This window comes from Klebsiella sp. 10-1, from assembly GCF_009758445.1.
Classification (GTDB): Bacteria; Pseudomonadota; Gammaproteobacteria; order Enterobacterales; family Enterobacteriaceae; genus Klebsiella; species Klebsiella scottii.
In genome coordinates this window covers 13,523-33,544 of the sequence record NZ_WQRE01000002.1, presented here as the reverse complement: position 1 = coordinate 33,544, position 20,022 = coordinate 13,523, and the positions used below count along the sequence as shown (strand labels likewise).

The window sequence follows — 20,022 nt, the reverse complement described above, 5'->3', positions numbered from 1 at the left end:
TTTTTAGCTCAAGCAGGGTAAGCGCGACGGTCCTCCGTGAGTCCCGTCGCGTTTCAGAAAGGGCGGCTAGCTCTCCGGGCGGTCGGCCGCTATCTTCTGTGCTTCGGCAAGAATTGACGCAAAGGCTTCAGGCTGGTGGGCAAAACGGCCGAGGAAAATTCCGTCAACGTCGGGCCACAGGCGGCTGAGCAGGCCGGGGCCCGCGCTTCCGCCGTAGATAACCTGAAACTGTGGGCCGTAATTTTGCCGCAAATGCGTACGCAGCTCGCGGCAGACGTGGCGGATATAGTCGTCGCTGGCAGGCTTTGGCGCACCAATGGCCCACTGCGGCTCCCAGGCGAAAATCGTCGGCGGCAGCGCGCCGTTTCCGCGGTGCGCCAGCAGCTCCTGCACCTGGCCGATAGCGTAAGCGGCGGCATCTTCGGCGCTCATTTGCTGGTCTTCGCCAATACAAATGACCGGGGTGAGATGACTTGCATAGGCCATATCGATCTTCTGGTTGATGATGCCGGTGGTTTCGCCGAAGTGGCGGCGCCGTTCGGCATGGCCGAGCTCGACGTAGCGGCAGCCCATCTCCTGCAGCATGGCGGCGCTGCTTTCGCCGGTCCAGGCGCCGGGCGGGGCGGCGCAGATATTCTGCGCTCCCGTGGCCATCGCCGTTCCCTCAAAGCAGCGCAGCGCCGCCGCGACCGCCGGCATCGCCGGAAAGGTGAACAGCTGCAGCCGCGCCGTCTGCTCTGCCGGCTGCCGGCGCAGCAGCTCGGCAACCTGCTGGCACCATTCCTGGGTTTGGCCATAGCCAAAATAGGTTTTATGGCTGGTGCCGACGATGGGGCTTAGGGGCATACGTTCTCCCGGGGTTCTTCAGTTTCAGTGTTATCGCTCATGCAGGCGCCCACCGCGGCGATGATCATCGCCAGCGAGACCGCGCCGGCGTCCGGCGTGCCGAGGCTGCGCTCCGCAAGCGGGCGGGCGCGGCCGATTTTCGGCAACAGCTGGGCGGTATCCTGCGCGCTCTGGCGGGCGACGCGCTCGGCTTTGTCCCAGGCCTGCACGAGAGAGAGTCCTTCTTCCGTTGCCGCGCTCAGCGCCTGGCTAAACGGCAGCAGCACGTCGACCAGGGTTTTATCGCCGGGTTTGGCTTTGCCAAAATGCATCACCCCGGCGTTGGCCTGGGAGATGGCCAGCGCCACCCGCGCGGCGTCAGGCTTTTCCTGATTGCCGATGGTGATGCCCAGCGTATTGAGGATCACGCCCCAGATGGCGCCAGAGGTGCCGCCGGCCTCGTCTGCCCAGGCGTCAGCGGCGAATTGTAGCAGGGTACCGGCTCCGGCACCCCGTTCCAGCACCTTTTTCGCCGCGCTGCGGGCGGCTACGACGCCGCGCTCCATACCGATGCCGTGGTCGCCGTCGCCGGCGATCGCGTCGATACGGCCAAACTCTTCGGCGTTATCAATCACCGTTTGCGCGACGGCGTCAATTATCCGCATCACCTTGACGGCCACTTCTTTCGATTCCGCGCTGCCCTGGGGGATATTGACCTCGCCGCTCTGCACCAGCTGCTGCGGATCGAGAGGTCTGTGCGGCAGGACGGAGCCGCGGCTAAAGGCGGGAGTGGTGGCAGGGGCAAGCCACAGGGCTTCCAGCTCTTCATCAAACCAGACGAAAGTCATCGACATTCCGGCCATATCAAAGCTGGTGACAAACTCGCCGATCTGGATATCGGTCACTTCTACGCCTGCATCCTGCAGCAGCGGCTGCACGTCATGCCAGAACACGAACAGCTCTTCATACTTCACCGAGCCAAGACCGTTAATGATAACGCCCAAACGCGCGCCTTTGGTTTGCGCGATAGCCTGCGGACGCTCTTCCAGCAGAGTGCCGGTAAGCATTTTCGCCAGCTCGTTCGACGAAACGGTATCCAGTTCGCTAATGCCCGGTTCGCCGTGGATCCCCATGCCAAAGCCCATTTTCCCTTCCGGAATGGTAAAGAGCGGATGCTCCGCGCCGGGGAAGGTACAGCCGCTAAAGGCCAGGCCTAGCGAGCGCGTTTGCTCGTTGGCGCGGCGGGAAATAGCCAGCACTTCGGCCAGCGAGTCGCCGCGCTCTGCGGCGGCGGCGGCGGCTTTAAACACCACCAGATCGCCGGCTACGCCGCGGCGCTTCTCTTTTTCAGCCAGCGGCGCGCTGGAGATATCGTCGGTGATGGCCATGGTTTCACAGGGGATCCCCTCGGCGCGCAGCCGTTCGCAGGCGAGACCGAAATGAAGCACGTCGCCGGCGTAGTTGCCGAACATCAGCAGCACGCCGCCGCCGTTATTGGCCGCCCGCGCGACGGAGCAGATTTGCTGCGCGGAAGGGGAGGCGAAAAGATTGCCCATTGCCGCGCCGTGAGCCAGGCCCTGGCCTACCAGCCCGGCAAAGGCGGGGTAGTGTCCGGATCCGCCGCCAACGACGATAGCCACGCCGCCCGGCCGACTTTGCGTATTACGCACGACCCCGCCGGGGACCTGGCGCACCATTGACGCGTGCGCGCTGACGAAGCCCGCCACCATTTCTTTTGCGAAGTCTGACGGTCGGTTAAAAATCCAGCTCATTTTGTCTTCTCCAGATGATTTGTATTTAGTTTCCCAGCCGCCAGTTTCTGGCCATTTGTACCATCACAAATGAACGCTATCAGATCACATGATTCAATCAAATGTTCAGTAGGTGGATATGTGATCGCGGTCGTGATTTGCTTAATAAAGCTATTTTTTGTGCAATACCCACTTTTTAAGCCGTCATTTTCTTGCTAAACATTATTACATACGAACAACTAGTGAACTTTAGTTCAGTTGAGCGGCCGGGAATTCCAGCCTGAATCCATCACACGAGCGGCTTCTGAACATAAGTTTGATACTAACGCTGTCATTTATGAGGTAAGAGAAATGTTGAAAGTCGCAATCGGTGCGGATGATGCTGCGACCGGACTTAAAAATCTGGTAAAGGAACATCTTCAGCAGCGGGACATCGAGGTCGTTGATTTTAGCCACGACGTGGCGGGAAATGAGCAGATGTATCCGGATATCGCCTTTAACCTGGCTTCGGCTATCCGCGAAGGCACCTTTGAGCGCGGGCTCCTGTTTTGCGGTACCGGCATCGGGATGGCGATTGTAGCGAATAAGGTGCCCGGCATTCGCGCCGCGCAGTGTCATGACGTTTACTCCGCCGATCGCGCCCGCAAAAGTAACAATGCGCAAATTATGACCCTCGGGGCGCGGGTGGTGGGCAGCGAGCTGGCGCTGATGCTGGTCGATACCTGGCTTGCTGCCGAGTTTGAAGCCGGGCGCTCCGGGCCGAAGGTGCAGCGTATCGATTATTACGAAACGCTGGTTCACCCGGACGGTGCGACCCGCGCAGATGAATAAAGGAGTCATCACGATGACCATTCTGGAAAAACTGAAAGAAGTGACCACCGTCGTTGCGGACAGCGGTGATATCACCGCTATCCGTGAATACCATCCGCAGGATGCAACGACCAATCCGTCGCTGATACTGAAAGCCGCCGCGCAGCCGCTTTACCGCCCGCTGATCGAGCAGGCCATCGCCTGGGCCTGCGAACAGGGCGGCACGGCGCAAACGCGGCTGATTAACGCCGGCGATAAGCTGGCGGTGAATATTGGCCTCGAGCTGCTGAGCCAGGTACCGGGAAAAGTGTCGACGGAGGTTGATGCCCGCCTCTCTTACGATCGCGGGCTGTGCGTGGCGAAAGCGCGCAAGCTGATTCGTTTGTATGAGCAGGCCGGAATCGACCGCTCCCGCGTGCTGATCAAGCTGGCGGCGACGTGGCAGGGGATTAAGGCGGCGGAAGAGCTGGAGCGCGAAGGCATTCACTGCAACCTGACGCTGCTCTTTTCATTTGCCCAGGCGCGCGCCTGCGCCGAAGCGGGAGTATGGCTGATTTCGCCGTTTGTCGGGCGAATTTACGACTGGTATCGCGAACGTAATCTGCTGGAAGACGACGCGGCGGAGAACGATCCGGGCGTCGTCTCGGTGCGCAATATTTACGATTACTATAAGAAGCACCGCTACCCGACGGTGATCATGGGCGCAAGCTTCCGTAAAACGGCGCAGGTGATTGCGCTGGCCGGCTGCGATCGCCTGACGATTGCCCCCGCGCTGCTGGAGGAGCTCAGCCGAATGGAGGGCGATCTTACCGTCGCGCTGGTTCCTCCGCAGGCCGGCGAGGTGCCGCCATCGCCGCTGACTGAGTCCGAGTTTTACTGGCTACACAATCAGGACCCGATGGCGGTCGATAAGCTGGCGGAAGGCATTCGCCTGTTTGCTCAGGACCAGCAAAAGCTGGAGGTGATGCTCAGCGAGCTGCTGGAAAAACAGGAGGCTGACAATGCCATCGCGTAAAGAGCTGGCGAACGCTATTCGTGCGCTGAGCATGGACGCGGTACAGAAAGCCAAATCCGGCCACCCGGGTGCCCCGATGGGTATGGCTGACATTGCCGAAGTCCTGTGGCGTGATTTCCTGAATCATAACCCGAACAACCCGACCTGGGCTGACCGCGACCGCTTCGTGCTGTCCAACGGCCACGGCTCGATGCTGATTTACAGCCTGCTGCATCTCACCGGTTATGACCTGCCGATTGAAGAACTGAAAAACTTCCGTCAGCTGCACTCCAGAACCCCGGGCCACCCGGAAGTCGGCTACACCGCCGGCGTTGAAACCACCACCGGCCCGCTGGGCCAGGGGATTGCCAACGCGGTCGGGATGGCGATTGCCGAAAAAACCCTGGCGGCGCAGTTCAACCGTCCGGGCCACGATATCGTTGACCACTTCACCTATGCGTTCATGGGCGACGGCTGCATGATGGAAGGCATTTCTCACGAAGTGTGCTCCCTGGCCGGTACCCTGAAGCTGGGCAAGCTGGTGGCGTTCTATGACGACAACGGCATCTCCATCGACGGTCACGTTGAAGGCTGGTTCACCGACGATACCGCTAAACGTTTCGAAGCCTACGGCTGGCACGTGGTGCGCGGCGTGGACGGCCATGACGCCGACGCCATCAAACGCGCGGTGGAAGAAGCGCGCGCGGTGACCGACAAACCGTCCCTGCTGATGTGCAAAACCATCATCGGCTTCGGTTCGCCGAACAAAGCCGGTACCCACGACTCCCACGGCGCGCCGCTGGGCGACGCGGAAATCGCGCTGACCCGCGAGGCGCTGGGCTGGCATCACCCGGCGTTTGAAATCCCGTCTGACATCTACGCGCAGTGGGATGCAAAAGAAGCCGGTCAGGCAAAAGAAGCGTCCTGGAACGAGAAGTTCGCGGCCTACGCCAGCGCCTTCCCGCAGGAAGCGGCTGAATTCACCCGTCGTATGAAAGGCGAGATGCCGGCCGACTTCGGCGCGAAAGCGAACGAGTTCATCGCGAAGCTGCAGGCTAACCCGGCGAAAATTGCCAGCCGTAAAGCGTCGCAGAATGCGATTGAAGCCTTCGGCCCGCTGCTGCCTGAATTCCTCGGCGGCTCAGCTGACCTGGCGCCGTCGAACCTGACTATCTGGTCCGGCTCGAAAGCCATCAACGAAGACACCGCGGGTAACTATATCCATTACGGCGTGCGTGAGTTCGGGATGACCGCGATTGCCAACGGTATCTCCCTGCACGGCGGTTTCCTGCCGTACACCTCCACCTTCCTGATGTTCGTGGAATATGCCCGTAACGCGGTGCGTATGGCGGCGCTGATGAAGCAGCGTCAGGTGATGGTCTACACCCACGACTCCATCGGTCTGGGGGAAGACGGCCCGACGCACCAGCCGGTCGAGCAGGTGGCTTCGCTGCGCGTGACGCCGAACATGAGCACATGGCGTCCGTGTGACCAGGTGGAATCGGCGATTGCGTGGAAATACGGGGTTGAGCGTCACGACGGCCCGACGGCGCTGATCCTGTCGCGTCAGAACCTGGCGCAGCAGGAGCGTACGGCAGAGCAGCTGGCGAACGTTGCCCGCGGCGGCTACGTGCTGAAAGATTGTGCCGGCCAGCCGGAGCTGATCTTCATCGCCACCGGTTCAGAAGTTGAGCTGGCGGTTGCCGCGTGGGACCAGCTGTCTGCGGAAGGGGTGAAGGCGCGGGTGGTATCCATGCCGTCCACCGACGCGTTCGACAAGCAGGATGCGGCGTACCGTGAATCGGTGCTGCCGAAAGCGGTTTCGGCTCGCGTGGCGGTGGAAGCGGGTATCGCCGACTACTGGTTCAAATACGTGGGCCTGAACGGCGCTATCGTCGGCATGACGAGCTTCGGCGAGTCTGCGCCGGCCGAGCTGCTGTTCGAAGAGTTCGGCTTCACCGTTGAGAACGTTGTCGCTAAGGCGAAAGCGCTGCTGGCGTAGGTTCGGGTCTGATAAACGCGAGCTGGCTTATCGGCTATTCTGACAAGAATAGCGCTGGCAGCTCTGTTACATAAAGGAAGGGATCGGCCATGAGTAAACTTGTGATTGGCGTAAATACCGCGATGTTCGACGGTCTTGATACCGACGTCGCCTTTAGCACAATAAAAAAAGCCGGGTTTCATTACGTTGAGCTGGCCTATAACCAGGGCTACGTGGGCGATATGCCGCCCGAGCTCTTTGGTGCAGAAAACGCGCAGCATATTCGTGAGCTGCTGGAAAAACACCAGCTGGGCACGCATTCGCTGGGGGCGACGATGAATATGGGCGCCGTGGATGCCGTGGAGCAGTTCAGCCAGCGCATCCGCTTTGCCAGTATGATTGGCGCAAAATGGATCAACGTCTGCGTCGGCAGAAGCGCCGATCGCGCGCGTATTATCGATAATCTGCGCGAGCTGGCGGCGGTTGCCGATGAACACGGCTGCACGATCTGTCTGGAAAACGGCGGCGATCCGAATTATGACGTCTTCCGCCTGGCCGACGACGGCTTTGCGCTGCTGGACGCTATCGATAGTCCGGCGGTGGCCTTCAACGTTGATGCCGGCAATATTGTTTCGCTGTGCCCGGACGTCGATCCGGTTGAGGCGGCGATCGCCATGCTGCCGGGGGCTCAGCATTGCCATCTGAAGGATCTGCAGGTCCGCGACGGGGAAGTGCACTTCACGCCGATGGGCTATGGCCAGCTGAACTATGTGCCAATGCTAAAAGAGCTGGAGGCGCGCGCTATTCCCTGTAGCCTGGAAATTCCTTTACGCATGCATCGCCAGCGCGATAGCTATCCGGTGCGCGGAGCTTCACCCGTCGATCCGGCGTATAGCCTGGAGGTGCTGATCCAGTCCCGGCAGATGCTGGAAAAATGGTTGGGTTACCCTGTCGACGCTTGATAAATAAAAATGCGTCGCCGCTGAAATTCAAGATAAAGAGTATGAGCTGCTGGCGCAATTTATTTTATTTTTAACTTCAAGGTTTGTTCTTATTTATCGTTAAGAATGAACTAAATATCATTTTTGATATTTTTTTGTGGGGATTATAAAAATGATTATAAGCATATTTCCATGTTATGTGATTAAGGTCGCACACGCTTTCTGACGTATATGTTGTTATGTATGTAACATAAGTTCATCAGCCGCTCTTTTGTTCATGGTAATCAGAAAGCGTAACTAATGTTCACCGGGTACTTAACGCTCATAGATTAATTTCGTTTTATTTTTTTAACGACTTTTAAAATCGAAGGTTAATTATGTCTGACTCTACACTCACTCCATTACCAAATACAAAGAAACCCACCAACTACCGTTGGGTTATCTTTGCCACGATGTTCTTCTTATTAGCCGTTAACCTGATGGATCGTATTACCTTATCGATCGGGATGCCGTATATAAAAGAAGAGTTTGATCTTTCACCGACAACTCAAGGTTTGATTCTTAGCAGCTTCTTCTGGTCCTATGCCCTGCTGCAGGTGCCGGGGGGTTGGTTACTCGACCGCTACGGCCCGCGTAAAGTGATCACCGGCGCGCTGTTTGGCTGGGGGTTCTTCCAGGCCATTATCGGTCTGGCGAGCGGCGGGATTAGCCTGATTCTTTCCCGTATCGGTTTAGGGGTCATGGAAGCGCCGGTTTCACCCAGCGGCGCGAAGCTGAGCTCGACCTGGCTGACGCAATCTGAAAGGGGCCGCGGGGCGGTTATCATGGACTCCGGCAGCCCGCTGGGCGTGGCGATTGGCGGGATCATCGTGGCGCATTTAATCGTGCTGCTGGACTCATGGCGCGTCACCTTCGTGGTGGTGGGCCTCTTTACGATGCTGCTGGGATTTGTGGCATGGCGAATTCTGCGCGACCGCCCGTCTGAACACCCGAAAGTGGATCCGCAGGAGGTGGCGTATATTGCCGCCGGCAACGTCAACGGCGCGACCGACGCCGATGACGCCGCGCCGACCAAGGGCCTGGGGATCAGCTGGTTTACTATGGCGGCGATCATGATTGGCCGCGCCTCCTGGGGCATGGTGTACTGGGGGCTGCTGACCTGGGGGCCGAGTTATCTGGCGCAGGCGCAGGGTCTGCAGCTGGCCTCTATCGGCAACTCGACGTTTATCATCTTTATTATGGGTACGCTGGGATGCCTGTTTAGCGGCTTCTTCGTCGACTTCCTGGTGAAGAGAGGCGTCAGCCATAACGTATCGCTGAAAAGCCTGCTGTCTATCTCCGGCATCGTCGGGCTGAGCGTGCTGTACGCGCTGTCGACGGTTACCGATCCGGACCTGGCGGTTGGCCTGCTCTCCGTCGCCGCCTTCTTTATGATGTTTGGCAGCCTGTACTGGAGCTTCCCGGCCATTCTGGCGCCGAAAGACCGCGTGGGTCTGGTTGGCGGGCTGATGAATATGGCTAACAGCTGCGCGGGGATACTGGTACCGATTCTGGTGGGCGTTATTTTACAAGCCACCGGTAGCTTTGAAAGCGTGCTGGTCTATTTCGCCGTCTGCGCCGGGTTCTACACCGTCGGGACGCTGTGCATTAACTTCAATAAATTACCGCTGAAAAACGGCCAGCTGTCATACCAGAAATAAATAGCCGCTTAGTACTGTGGCTGAATCACTATTAAATACAGGATGCTGATATGTCAGTTATATTACGAGTGGATAAAGTACCGCAGGTGTTAGCGGATGAGTTAGCGCTCGCCCACACGTTGTATGAATACAGTAAATTGTCTGCTGAACAATTGCATGCCATCGCCGGGGAAGTCCAGGTAATATTAGCCAGTGGGGAGTCGAAGGTTGAAGCCGCATTGATTAATCAATTGCCGCAATTAAAATTAATCGCCGTATTTGGTGTGGGTTATGACGGCGTGGATATTCGCGCCGCCGCCGCACGAGGTGTCCAGGTGACCAATACGCCGGATATTTTAACCGATGACGTTGCCGACCTTGGGATCGCTCTGATGCTGAACGTATCAAGGCGCATTAACGGCGCGCAGAAGTTTATTGAGCGCGGCGGCTGGCAATCCGGCACCTACCCGCAGTCAACCAAAGTCAGCGGCGGGCGTCTGGGCATTGTTGGCTTTGGCCGCATTGGCCGGGCCGTCGCTAAAAGGGCGCAGGGCTTTGCGATGCGCATTGCCTGCTTCGATCGCAATCCCGTGGAAAGCAGCGAGGTGACGTACTATCCCGATTTGCTGGAGCTGGCGAAAAATAGCGATGTGCTGATGGTATGCGCCAGCGCGGGGAAGGAGAGCCAGAAGCTGATTAATCACGACGTGCTCGCCGCCCTTGGGCCGCAGGGGATTTTGATTAATATTGCTCGCGGCAGCGTCGTGGATGAGGAGGCGCTGGCGGAAGCTCTCACCCTCGGCACAATTGGCGGTGCGGGTCTGGACGTTTTTGCTAACGAGCCCCACGTTCCGCAGGCGCTGTTGAACCGCGATGACGTGGTGGTGACGCCGCATATTGGCAGCGCCACCCGCGCAACCCGTGCGGCAATGGCGAAGCTGGTTATCGATAATATCGCGGCGTTTTATGCCGGTAAGCCGCTGCTGACGCCGGTACCAGCGGCGTGATGTCAGCGTATTGCCTGCTGGCGTTATGCCGAACGCACGGCATCGGCGCCAGATGACCGGGTTAAGGGGGAGATAACCGTCTCCCCCTTAACAATCCTCGCTCTCTCGCAGGGAACCTCTTCCTGCCTTCAGCCTGCGGTCGGCCCATCTCCGGGGCTTGCTCCTGTCTCTATTCGCCTCTCGCCGCCATCTCTCTGGCGGTCAGCCCCTTCGGTACGCCGATTTCAGCGGGCGTGAAGGCCCCGCCTTACGCCTGTTTATCACCGCTCGTGGGTCATTGCGGCAGCGCCGGTCTTTATTGCGGATGAGACAAAAAAATGCCCGCCGGTTGTTTAACTCGCGGGCATTAGTCCTGTGCTATTCGGGCCTCGCGATTAGCTTTGCGCTTCGCGCCAGGCACTCTGCAGAAATTCACGGCACTGGCGTTCGTTATCCCACAGATCGTCCTGCTCGGTGGTGCGCATTTCGACGGCAAGGGAGATTGGGCCGAGCTCTTTCGGCAGCTCAAGGCTCATTGCGGTTCGGATAATATGCGCCGCTGACTCCGTGGTGAGGAACCCTGGTTCGCCAAATTTCATATGATAATCACCGTAACCCTGAGCCTGCGGGTCAAGGATGGCGTTAGCCAGATGCAGCTGCGAAATCAGCGGCGCGGCGAGCGCCAGCGATTCCGCGAGATCTTCCTGATTCAGCGAGACGTGAGCGCTATCCCAGGCGAGATAGAGTTTAGGGCAGTCCGGCCGCAGCGCTTTCATCCACTCCACGGTCTCGTCCGTCGGGCCAATCAGCTGACATTTATGCGCGAAGCGGTCGAGAGGCTCGACCTGTAAAAGCATATTCTCATACTGGCCAACGACTTCGCCAATACGTACTAGCGCTTCGCCAAACCCCTTTTTTGCCTCTTCACGGCGCGCGTCGCCGGGATCGCCGCCGCTCACCAGCGACAGTTTACTGGTGCCGCATTCGGCCGCCAGGTGGACCAGCTCGCAGGCGCGACGGATGGATTTCTCCCGCAGCTCGGGGTCGAGGCTGCTGAGGTTGAGATGGTCTTTAAGCAATTCGAAGGTCAGCCACTGGGTGACATTCAGGCGCTGCTGTTCAGCGAGATTGCGGATATTCGCCGCGATTTCCGGCCGATGGATAATGCCGGTTTCAAATCCCCGGTAATAGCCGATGCCGGCGATTTCGTGGATGACCTGTAGAACGGCGTTTTCATCGCCGGCTAGCGGGAAAAAAAGCTCGGCGATGTGTGCTGAAGGATACAATTCGGTCGTTACTGTCATATCACTGCCTCCTCAAAGAGCGGGGTTAAGGTATGGGCTACGTGGTTACGCCAGGTGCAGGAAGCGCTTCATTGGCTGTGAACATTTTAATGATATCTGAACATATGAACAAACATAGAACGTTCGTAATGTCATAACCTTGACGCCGATCGCACTTTGCTCTAAACGGCGACTCTGCGCATGTCGCTGTTGATTTTATTTAAGATAATTTTTCTTTACCGTTTGGCGGGCGGGAGAGGTGGGGCCGTGATGCGGCGTGATAATGAGCATTCAAGCGTTAACTTGATGTTCAAAAGTATGCATTGAGCGGGGGAGGGAAGGGATCTCTTCGGGCCTGGGGATGAAGCTGAGGGTTGCTGTCGGCGGATCTTGCTCCGGGGAGATTGCCGCAGCCCGGGGTTGTTCGGGCTGCAGGCCCTTCTGCTGCGGGATGAGCGGGGTTTCTCGCGGTTAAGCGCGCTTTCTGCCCCTCAGCCTACGCTACCGTACGGCCGCTCAAAGGCGTAAATCTACTCATTGTCGCGTTCTTTGGCGGCGCGCTGGCGTTCGTAAAATTCATCTTCCGCGGCGATGATCTCATCCATCAGCGAGTCCATATCGACGTCATGGACCTCTTCGACAAAGAGGCCGGTTAGCGGCGTTTCCGGGGTTAATTTTCCGTCTTCATACAGCATCCATATCTCTTTCGCGTAGCGCGTCTTTAATAGCTGCGGAGCGAACTGGCCGTAGTAGGAGGTGATGTTATTCACGTCACGCTCGAACATGGATTTTGCATGGTTGTTTGCCGCGGCATCTACCGCCTGCGGCAGGTCGATAATCACCGGCCCCTGCGCATCAAGCAGGACGTTGAACTCCGATAAATCACCGTGTACCAGACCGGCGCACAGCATGCGCACGATATTGCGGATCATGGTAGCGAAATCAGCAACGGCTTCCTCTTCCGTCAAGGCCACATCGCTAAGGCGCGGGGCGACCGCGCCCTCGGCGTCAGTGACAAGCTCCATCAATAACACGCCGTCAATGCAGATATAGGGTTGAGGTACGCGAACCCCGGCGTTAGCCAGGCGGAACAGCGCATCGACCTCCGCCATTTGCCAGGTCTCTTCCTGCTGCTTGCGTCCGAACTTTGAGCCTTTTTGCATCGCGCGGTTATTACGCGAATTGCGGACTTTACGCCCTTCCTGATACTGCACGGCCTGCTTAAAGCTGCGCTGTGCCGCCTCTTTGTACACTTTGGCGCATTGGATCTTATCACCGCATAAAACAGTGTAAACGTCGGCTTCTTTACCGCTTTTCAGCCGTTGAAGCACTTCGTCTATCAGGCCGTCATCGACCAGAGGTTGGATTCTGTTTGGGATTTTCATGCGGCTTTATACCTTATTTCAGACGCTTTTCGTACTGATAATACGGGACAGTCATCGTGTTCCATCCGGGTCAAAATCATGACATAGCTCAGTAAGTGCGATGTTTTCTGGAATGGGTAACAAGGTTAACTGGAATCAGGGAAATTGTCCCGCAGGAATGCAGGTACAAAACAGCTGCAGGGCATGCGCGGTGCGGGCTCTTAGGGATTCACCTAATGACGCCGGTCGTTCCCGATGGCGCATTTAAGGCGGGCTGGCGCCGAAAGATGCGCCGCCGGGGCGCTATGGGGGCGGTAAAGTCAGAAAAAACAACGAGCCTTAACAAATGGTCATACTTCACCTCCGCGAATAGCACATAAAGTGCAACAATTATTCTTGCACTTAATTTAGCGCCTCCCTACAATCCCCGCGATAGTGTACTCGTAATTGATACATATTTTGTGGCGATGAGCGACACAAATGGCCTTCAGCCAGCCCGGACAAAGGAAGTGGCGCAGCGTCCCCCGCAGCGTCTTGTTCGGCGGCAACAACAACCAGCGGAATAAAAATAATGAGCCTGCAAAAACCTTGGGTTAACTTTCATCGGCGTTTGTTGGGGACGGCGCTGCTCGCGGCGCTGCTTGCCGGATGCGACAACGGCATCGCGCAAAATGCCGCCCCTCAGGCGCCTGCCGTCAGCGCAGCCGACGTGGTGGTCAAACCCGTCAGCCAGTGGGATAGCTTTAACGGCCGAATCGAAGCGGTAGAGAGCGTCCAGCTGCGTCCGCGCGTCTCCGGCTATATCGATAAAGTGAACTACACCGATGGCCAGGAAGTGAAAAAAGGCGAGGTGCTGTTCACCATCGACGACAGAACCTACCGCGCCGCGCTCGAACAGGCGCAGGCGGAGCTCTCGCGCAGCAAAACCCAGGCCAGCCTGGCCCGCAGCGAAGCCGGCCGTACCGACAAGCTGGTGAACACCAACGTGGTCTCCCGAGAAGAGTGGGAGCAGCGGCGTTCGGCCGCCGTTCAGGCGCAGGCCGATATGCGGGCGGCGCAGGCGGCGGTTGACGCGGCGCAGCTGAATCTTGATTTTACCAAAGTGACCGCGCCTATCGACGGCCGCGCCAGCCGCGCGCTGATCACCAGCGGCAACCTCGTCACCGCAGGCGACAGCGCCAGCGTGCTCACTACTCTGGTGTCGCAGAAGACGGTTTACGTCTACTTTGACGTGGATGAATCAACCTATCTCCACTACCAAAACCTTGCCCGCAGCGGGCAGGGGGCGTCCAGCAGTCATCTGGCCCTGCCGGTGGAAATTGGCCTGGTCGGAGAGGAGGGCTATCCCCATCAGGGCAAAGTGGATTTCCTCGACAATCAGCTCACCCCGAGTACCGGCACGATCCGCATGCGCGCGGTGCTGGATAACGCCCAGCGCCTGTTTACGCCGGGACTGTTCGCCCGCGTGCGCCTGCCGGGCAGCGCCGAGTTCAACGCCATGCTGATTGACGACAAGGCGGTATTAACCGATCAGGATCGAAAATACGTTTATATCGTTGATAAAGATGGTAAAGCGCAGCGTCGGGATATCACGCCTGGCCGCCTGGCGGCGGGCCTGCGCATCGTGCAGCAGGGGCTCAACCCCGGCGATAAAGTCATCGTAGACGGCTTACAAAAAGTGTTTATGCCGGGCATGCCGGTTAACGCGAAAACCGTCGCCATGACCGCCAGCACCGCCCTTAACTGATCCCTTACCAGAGAATCCGTCGTATGGACTTTTCCCGCTTTTTTATCGACAGGCCGATTTTTGCCGCGGTGCTGTCGATTTTGATTTTCGTCACCGGATTGATCGCGATTCCGCTGCTGCCGGTCAGCGAATATCCTGACGTCGTGCCGCCGAGCGTGCAGGTGCGCGCGGAGTATCCGGGCGCCAACCCGAAGGTTATCGCGGAAACCGTGGCCACGCCGCTGGAGGAAGCGATCAACGGCGTTGAAAACATGATGTATATGAAATCCGTCGCCGGTTCCGACGGCGTGCTGGTCACCACCGTGACCTTCCGCCCGGGCACCGATCCCGACCAGGCGCAGGTTCAGGTGCAAAACCGGGTATCGCAGGCCGAAGCCCGCCTGCCTGAGGACGTGCGCCGCCTCGGGATCACCACCCAGAAGCAGTCTCCCACGCTCACCCTGGTGGTGCATCTGTTCTCGCCGAATGGCAAGTACGATTCGCTGTATATGCGCAACTACGCCACGCTGAAGGTGAAGGATGAGCTGGCGCGCCTGCCGGGCGTCGGGCAGATTCAGATTTTTGGCTCCGGCGAATACGCCATGCGCGTCTGGCTGGACCCCAATAAGGTGGCGGCGCGCGGCCTGACCGCTTCTGACGTCGTCGCGGCGATGCAGGAGCAAAACGTACAGGTTTCCGCCGGCCAGCTCGGCGCCGAGCCGCTGCCGAAAGAGAGCGATTTCCTGATCTCGATTAACGCCCAGGGGCGCCTGCATACCGAGGAGGAGTTCGGCAATATCATTCTCAAAACGGCCCAGGACGGATCGGTGGTGCGCCTGCACGACGTGGCGCGCGTTGAGATGGGCTCCGGCAGCTACGCCCTGCGCTCGCAGCTGAATAATAAAGACGCGGTCGGGATTGGTATCTTCCAGTCGCCGGGGGCGAACGCCATCGACCTCTCTAACGCCGTACGCGCGAAGATGAGCGAGCTGTCGACGCGCTTCCCGGAGGATATGAAGTGGGCGGCGCCGTACGACCCAACGGTCTTCGTGCGCGACTCGATCCGCGCGGTGGTGCAAACCCTGCTGGAAGCGGTGGTGCTGGTCGTGCTGGTGGTGATTCTGTTCCTGCAAACCTGGCGCGCGTCGATCATCCCGCTGATTGCCGTGCCGGTGTCGGTGGTGGGGACGTTCAGCATCCTCTACCTGCTTGGTTTCTCGCTGAATACCCTGAGCCTGTTCGGGCTGGTGCTCGCCATCGGGATCGTGGTGGATGACGCCATCGTGGTGGTGGAGAACGTCGAGCGTAATATTGAAGAGGGGCTGGCACCGCTGCAGGCGGCGCACCAGGCGATGCGCGAGGTTTCCGGGCCGATTATTGCTATCGCCCTGGTGCTGTGCGCGGTATTCGTACCGATGGCCTTCCTCTCCGGCGTCACCGGGCAGTTCTACAAGCAGTTTGCGGTAACTATCGCTATTTCGACGGTGATCTCGGCGATTAACTCGCTGACGCTCTCCCCGGCGCTGGCGGCGCTGCTGCTGAAGCCGCACGGCGCGCCGAAAGATATGCCGACCCGGCTTATCGACAGACTGTTCGGCTGGCTGTTCCGACCGTTTAACCGCTTCTTCAACCGCAGCTCCCACGGCTATCAGGGACTGGTAGCGAAAACCCTGGGCCGACGCGGGGCGGTGTTCCTGGTTTATGTGCTGCTGCTTTGCGCCGCCGGGGTGATGTTTAAAGCCGTGCCCGGTGGATTTATTCCGACCCAGGATAAGCTGTATCTGATTGGCGGCGTGAAGATGCCGGAAGGCGCTTCGCTGGCGCGAACCGATGCGATGATCCGCAAAATGAGCGAAATCGGCATGAACACCGAAGGCGTGGATTATGCGGTGGCGTTCCCGGGGCTCAACGCGCTGCAGTTTACCAATACGCCGAACACCGGTACGGTCTTCTTCGGCCTGAAGCCGTTCGATCAGCGTACGCACACCGCGGCGGAAATTAACGCCGAGATTAACTCGAAGATCGCGCAGCTGCAGCAGGGGTTCGGCTTCTCGATCCTGCCGCCGCCGATTCTGGGGCTGGGCCAGGGTTCCGGCTACTCGCTCTATATTCAGGACCGGGCCGGGCTGGGCTACGGCGCGCTGCAAACCGCGGTTAACACCATGTCGGGGGCGATTATGCAGACGCCGGGAATGCACTTCCCGATCTCCACCTATCAGGCCAACGTTCCGCAGCTGGATGTGCAGGTAGATCGCGATAAGGCCAAGGCTCAGGGCGTGTCGCTGACCGATCTGTTCGGGACGCTACAGACCTATCTGGGATCGTCCTACGTGAACGATTTCAACCAGTTTGGCCGCACCTGGCGCGTGATGGCCCAGGCCGACGGGCCGTTCCGCGACAGCGTGGAGGATATCGGTAATCTACGCACCCGCAACAGCCAGGGCGAGATGGTGCCGATCGGCAGCATGGTGAATATCACCACCACCTACGGGCCCGATCCGGTGATCCGCTACAACGGCTATCCGGCGGCGGATCTTATCGGCGATGCCGATCCCCGCGTGCTGTCGTCCGCTCAGGCGATGACGACGCTGGCCGGGATGTCTAAGCAGGTGCTGCCGAACGGGATGAATATTGAATGGACGGACCTCAGCTACCAGCAGGCCACTCAGGGCAACACGGCCATGATCGTCTTCCCGGTCGCGGTGCTGCTGGCGTTCCTGGTGCTGGCGGCGCTGTATGAAAGCTGGACGCTGCCGCTGGCGGTGATCCTGATCGTGCCGATGACCCTGCTATCCGCTCTGTTCGGGGTCTGGTTAACCGGTGGGGATAATAACGTGTTCGTGCAGGTAGGGCTGGTGGTGCTGATGGGGCTGGCCTGTAAGAACGCCATCCTGATCGTCGAGTTCGCCCGCGAGCTGGAGATGCAGGGGAAAGGGATTATCGAGGCCGCGCTGGAGGCCTGTCGCCTGCGTCTGCGCCCGATTGTGATGACCTCGATTGCCTTTATCGCCGGGACTATCCCGCTGATTCTGGGCCACGGAGCGGGGGCGGAGGTTCGCGGCGTTACCGGGATCACGGTGTTCTCCGGGATGCTAGGGGTGACGCTGTTCGGCCTGTTCCTGACGCCGGTGTTTTACGTTACGCTGCGTAAGTTCGTGACGCGCGGCAAGTCGGTAGCGGAGGTTCAGCCCTCCTGACGTACTGACCCAACCTTCGTAGCATAAAAAAACCGCCTTCACTGAAGGCGGTTTTTTACTATTTAAGGGAGCCAGAGCGCCGGATTTAGTGCGCTTTTTTGGCGAGAACGTCAGCTTCGGGCAGCGGCAGGCAGCCGCTGATATCGCCTTTTTTGACCTTTTCCAGCGCGCTCGCCACGGTATGGCGAGCCAGCACGTTCAGCGATGCCTGTTCGGCTTCGTCGGCGATGGACTTGAAGTACCAGCAGGCGTTGGCGCTGACCACGCAGCGGGCCGGGACGTCAGGACGCGAAGCCCACAGCTTTTTGTCTTCAATCACGGAGACGTAGATATCGCGCAGGGTAATTTTATCAGCCGGGCGGCCAAGGTGGATGGAGCCGTTGCGCCCCAGCGTCGAGACGATAATGCCGTCGCGCGTGAGGGGAACCATCAGTTTACGGATAAAGCTCGGATTGGCTTCCAGGCCATAGGCGAGGATCGCGCTGGTCGAACGTTCACCCAACTGCTCCGCCATCGCTACGCTGAGAACCATCTGCAAAGCTGTCGGGAAGCGGTAATCTAGCATTTCATCTTCCTGGGTCGCGGTGAATATTATTCTTTTTGGCACCGCAGAGGTGAGTGATCAATAAGCACAATATAACAAATAAGGCGACTTTTTAGAAGGAATCCCCGTCGGGGAGGGCACGTAAAGTCCATTTTCACCGTGGGCCTTTAGCGGGTGGGGTGGGATGGCTGAAGGGGCCTGGCGAGGGGCGTTGGGTCCGCGGCTGCGTCTAAGCGATTCGGATTCAGTCGCGTTCATGCCGCGGGGTAGCGTCTTAGCGGCAGCGCGTCGTTACAGAACTCTGTAGCCATCCGCGATATCTACGTGGAACCACGCTTCTATCTTTATAAAAAGTATGGCCGTCCGGTGTCGCCAAAAACCATCGCTCAGAGGGTGAAATAACACCTACGCGCAGTAAGTACCGGTTCGCCTCAGAAAAGCTGAATTTATGCATTTTCTGCGCCGGGGCGTCGACGGCGCTGAGAGCGACCTCTTTCATCGGATGACTCTGGTAATCACCGATGGAGACGATTGGTGGGCTGGTGGAGTCGAAATTGGCTATATAATTATTGAGTTAATTAAATATATGATTACCGGGGAACATTATTCCCCGGTTCAGGGGATTATTGCTTTTTCTTTTCCAGTGCTTCCCATAACCCCATCAGATAAGTAACACCTAATGCGCGGTCGTAAAGGCCATAGCCCGGACGCCCGGTTTCACCCCAGATAAAGCGACCATGATCCGGGCGAATATAGCCGTCGAAGCCGTTATCATGCAGAGCCTGCATCACACGATACATATCCAGAGAACCATACTGTGAAGGATGAGCAGATTCGTAGAAATCTTTATCCTTAATCAGTTTGATATTACGGACATGAGCAAAATGGAGACGCTTACGACGGGTAAATTCCGCCAGAATCTCATACACATTATTATCGGGATCTTCAGCAATCGATCCGGTACATAGAGTAATACCATTGGCGGGTGAATCAACCGCATCGCAAATCATTGCCAGATCGGCATGGTTTTTCACAACGCGCGGCAGCCCAAAAATAGAGTACGGTGGATCGTCCGGGTGGATTGCCATTTTCACACCCACTTCTTCGCAAACCGGAATAATTTCACGTAGGAAATAAAACAGATTTTCACGCAGCTTGTCATCATCAACGCCGCCGTAACGGGAAAATAATTCTTGTACTTTTGCCAGACGCTCTGGTTCCCATCCTGGTAAGGCGAAACCGTTAGAATTATCCAGGACTTCTTTCACCACCTCTTCCAGCGTTTTATCAATACCATGCTTTTCGAAAGCCATAGTCAATGAACCATCTGGAAGGACATAGTTCATGTCGGTTTTCATCCAGTCAAAGACGGGCATGAAGTTATAGCAGATAACTTTTACGCCAAAACCGGCCAGATTACGGATGGTTTGTTTGTAGTTTTCAATATAGCGGTCGCGCTCTGGCGTACCGATTTTGATGTCATCATGTATGTTGACGCTTTCAATGACTTCCATCGTCAGGCCCGCAGTATGCGCCTGCTCCACCAGCGCCTTAATTTTATCAACCGGCCAGACTTCTCCAGGTGCAACGTCATACAGAGCACCCACCACACCTTCCACTCCAGGCACCTGTCGAATATATTCCAGAGGGATTTTATCTTCCTGCGGCCCAAACCATCGCATTGTCATCTGCATTCTTACATCCGCCTTTACCGTTGCATTTTCACTTTTTGAATTAGTACCATACTAGTATCAAAAAGCATATTCAGTAATTTTCCTGAGATCAACCCTCCGTTACAAAAATAAGTTGCAGCCCTCTGTCCGTGTAACTCTGTAATGCTCTGCTTGGAAAACTCAAACCGGAAATAGAGCTTCCGTTATGTGTTGTTTTTTTGTGAATTAAGTAAATAAGGAGATCCTTATGTAACAATATGGCATGAAA

Annotated in this window: 14 protein-coding genes; 8 read left to right on the top strand and 6 right to left on the bottom strand. The window is 57.6% G+C overall.

Going from position 1 to position 20,022, the window contains the following annotated elements:
• Positions 1-66: 66 nt before the first annotated feature.
• Both GO007_RS08215 and GO007_RS08210 read right to left on the bottom strand, forming a co-directional pair.
• Positions 67-846, bottom strand: a complete 780-nt coding sequence (locus tag GO007_RS08215) for a triose-phosphate isomerase family protein (RefSeq protein ID WP_095098223.1) — start codon at positions 844-846, stop codon at positions 67-69.
• Positions 837-2,597: a dihydroxyacetone kinase family protein gene (locus GO007_RS08210; RefSeq protein WP_095098220.1), complete on the bottom strand. Its 1,761-nt coding sequence runs from the start codon at positions 2,595-2,597 to the stop codon at positions 837-839. The genes GO007_RS08215 and GO007_RS08210 overlap by 10 nt, the downstream gene beginning before the upstream one ends.
• A 330-nt stretch (positions 2,598-2,927) precedes the next feature.
• Here GO007_RS08210 and GO007_RS08205 point away from each other — a divergent pair, with 330 nt between their 5' ends.
• The 6 genes from GO007_RS08205 (at position 2,928) to GO007_RS08180 (ending at position 9,988) form a co-directional block, all read left to right on the top strand.
• Entirely contained in the window at positions 2,928-3,407 is a 480-nt protein-coding gene (locus GO007_RS08205; protein WP_095098217.1) for an RpiB/LacA/LacB family sugar-phosphate isomerase, read from the top strand.
• A 13-nt stretch (positions 3,408-3,420) separates the two neighbouring features.
• Entirely contained in the window at positions 3,421-4,401 is a 981-nt protein-coding gene (gene tal, locus GO007_RS08200) for a transaldolase (protein ID WP_095098214.1), read from the top strand.
• A complete protein-coding gene (tkt, locus tag GO007_RS08195) occupies positions 4,388-6,382 on the top strand; it encodes a transketolase (protein WP_095098211.1) in 1,995 nt (664 codons plus the stop codon). Before tal ends, tkt begins: the two co-directional genes overlap by 14 nt.
• A gap of 89 nt (positions 6,383-6,471) precedes the next feature.
• Positions 6,472-7,323, top strand: a complete 852-nt coding sequence (locus GO007_RS08190) for a sugar phosphate isomerase/epimerase family protein (RefSeq protein WP_095098208.1) — start codon at positions 6,472-6,474, stop codon at positions 7,321-7,323.
• Positions 7,324-7,679: 356 nt separating this feature from the next.
• Positions 7,680-9,002 carry an MFS transporter gene (locus GO007_RS08185; protein WP_095098205.1) on the top strand — a complete coding sequence of 441 codons (1,323 nt, stop codon included), beginning with the start codon at positions 7,680-7,682 and terminating at the stop codon, positions 9,000-9,002.
• 50 nt (positions 9,003-9,052) lie between these two features.
• Positions 9,053-9,988, top strand: a complete 936-nt coding sequence (locus GO007_RS08180; protein WP_095098202.1) for a 2-hydroxyacid dehydrogenase — start codon at positions 9,053-9,055, stop codon at positions 9,986-9,988.
• Positions 9,989-10,362: 374 nt separating this feature from the next.
• On the opposite strand, the gene GO007_RS08175 is transcribed toward GO007_RS08180, so the two are convergent.
• Positions 10,363-11,271 (bottom strand): sugar phosphate isomerase/epimerase family protein, encoded by a 909-nt coding sequence (locus GO007_RS08175; protein WP_095098199.1) that lies wholly within the window; start codon positions 11,269-11,271, stop codon positions 10,363-10,365.
• 509 nt (positions 11,272-11,780) lie between these two features.
• A complete protein-coding gene (locus GO007_RS08170) occupies positions 11,781-12,635 on the bottom strand; it encodes a PA4780 family RIO1-like protein kinase (protein WP_095098196.1) in 855 nt (284 codons plus the stop codon).
• Positions 12,636-13,185: 550 nt separating this feature from the next.
• Between GO007_RS08170 and GO007_RS08165 the strand changes: the two genes are divergently transcribed.
• Both GO007_RS08165 and oqxB read left to right on the top strand, forming a co-directional pair.
• Positions 13,186-14,361 carry an efflux RND transporter periplasmic adaptor subunit gene (locus GO007_RS08165; protein ID WP_095098194.1) on the top strand — a complete coding sequence of 392 codons (1,176 nt, stop codon included), beginning with the start codon at positions 13,186-13,188 and terminating at the stop codon, positions 14,359-14,361.
• Between the two features lie 23 nt (positions 14,362-14,384).
• The gene (gene oqxB, locus GO007_RS08160; protein ID WP_095098191.1) at positions 14,385-17,537 is read left to right on the top strand and encodes a multidrug efflux RND transporter permease subunit OqxB; all 3,153 of its coding nucleotides are present in this window, start codon (positions 14,385-14,387) and stop codon (positions 17,535-17,537) included.
• A gap of 85 nt (positions 17,538-17,622) precedes the next feature.
• Here oqxB and GO007_RS08155 read toward each other — a convergent pair whose 3' ends face one another.
• Together GO007_RS08155 and uxuA are read right to left on the bottom strand one after the other, a co-directional pair.
• Complete coding sequence (locus GO007_RS08155) at positions 17,623-18,102, bottom strand: RrF2 family transcriptional regulator (protein ID WP_095098188.1); 480 nt, start codon at positions 18,100-18,102, stop codon at positions 17,623-17,625.
• A 602-nt stretch (positions 18,103-18,704) separates the two neighbouring features.
• Entirely contained in the window at positions 18,705-19,775 is a 1,071-nt protein-coding gene (gene uxuA / locus GO007_RS08150) for a mannonate dehydratase (protein ID WP_095098185.1), read from the bottom strand.
• Positions 19,776-20,022: the final 247 nt, after the last annotated feature.

Bases quoted from the DNA above. Each gene is read 5' to 3' on its own strand.
- GO007_RS08215 (WP_095098223.1), bottom strand. From the start codon at position 846: ATGCCCCTAAGCCCCATCGTCGGCACCAGCCATAAAACCTATTTTGGC.
- GO007_RS08210 (WP_095098220.1), bottom strand. From the start codon at position 2,597: ATGAGCTGGATTTTTAACCGACCGTCAGACTTCGCAAAAGAAATGGTG.
- GO007_RS08205 (WP_095098217.1), top strand. From the start codon at position 2,928: ATGTTGAAAGTCGCAATCGGTGCGGATGATGCTGCGACCGGACTTAAA.
- tal (WP_095098214.1), top strand. From the start codon at position 3,421: ATGACCATTCTGGAAAAACTGAAAGAAGTGACCACCGTCGTTGCGGAC.
- tkt (WP_095098211.1), top strand. From the start codon at position 4,388: ATGCCATCGCGTAAAGAGCTGGCGAACGCTATTCGTGCGCTGAGCATG.
- GO007_RS08190 (WP_095098208.1), top strand. From the start codon at position 6,472: ATGAGTAAACTTGTGATTGGCGTAAATACCGCGATGTTCGACGGTCTT.
- GO007_RS08185 (WP_095098205.1), top strand. From the start codon at position 7,680: ATGTCTGACTCTACACTCACTCCATTACCAAATACAAAGAAACCCACC.
- GO007_RS08180 (WP_095098202.1), top strand. From the start codon at position 9,053: ATGTCAGTTATATTACGAGTGGATAAAGTACCGCAGGTGTTAGCGGAT.
- GO007_RS08175 (WP_095098199.1), bottom strand. From the start codon at position 11,271: ATGACAGTAACGACCGAATTGTATCCTTCAGCACACATCGCCGAGCTT.
- GO007_RS08170 (WP_095098196.1), bottom strand. From the start codon at position 12,635: ATGAAAATCCCAAACAGAATCCAACCTCTGGTCGATGACGGCCTGATA.
- GO007_RS08165 (WP_095098194.1), top strand. From the start codon at position 13,186: ATGAGCCTGCAAAAACCTTGGGTTAACTTTCATCGGCGTTTGTTGGGG.
- oqxB (WP_095098191.1), top strand. From the start codon at position 14,385: ATGGACTTTTCCCGCTTTTTTATCGACAGGCCGATTTTTGCCGCGGTG.
- GO007_RS08155 (WP_095098188.1), bottom strand. From the start codon at position 18,102: ATGCTAGATTACCGCTTCCCGACAGCTTTGCAGATGGTTCTCAGCGTA.
- uxuA (WP_095098185.1), bottom strand. From the start codon at position 19,775: ATGCAGATGACAATGCGATGGTTTGGGCCGCAGGAAGATAAAATCCCT.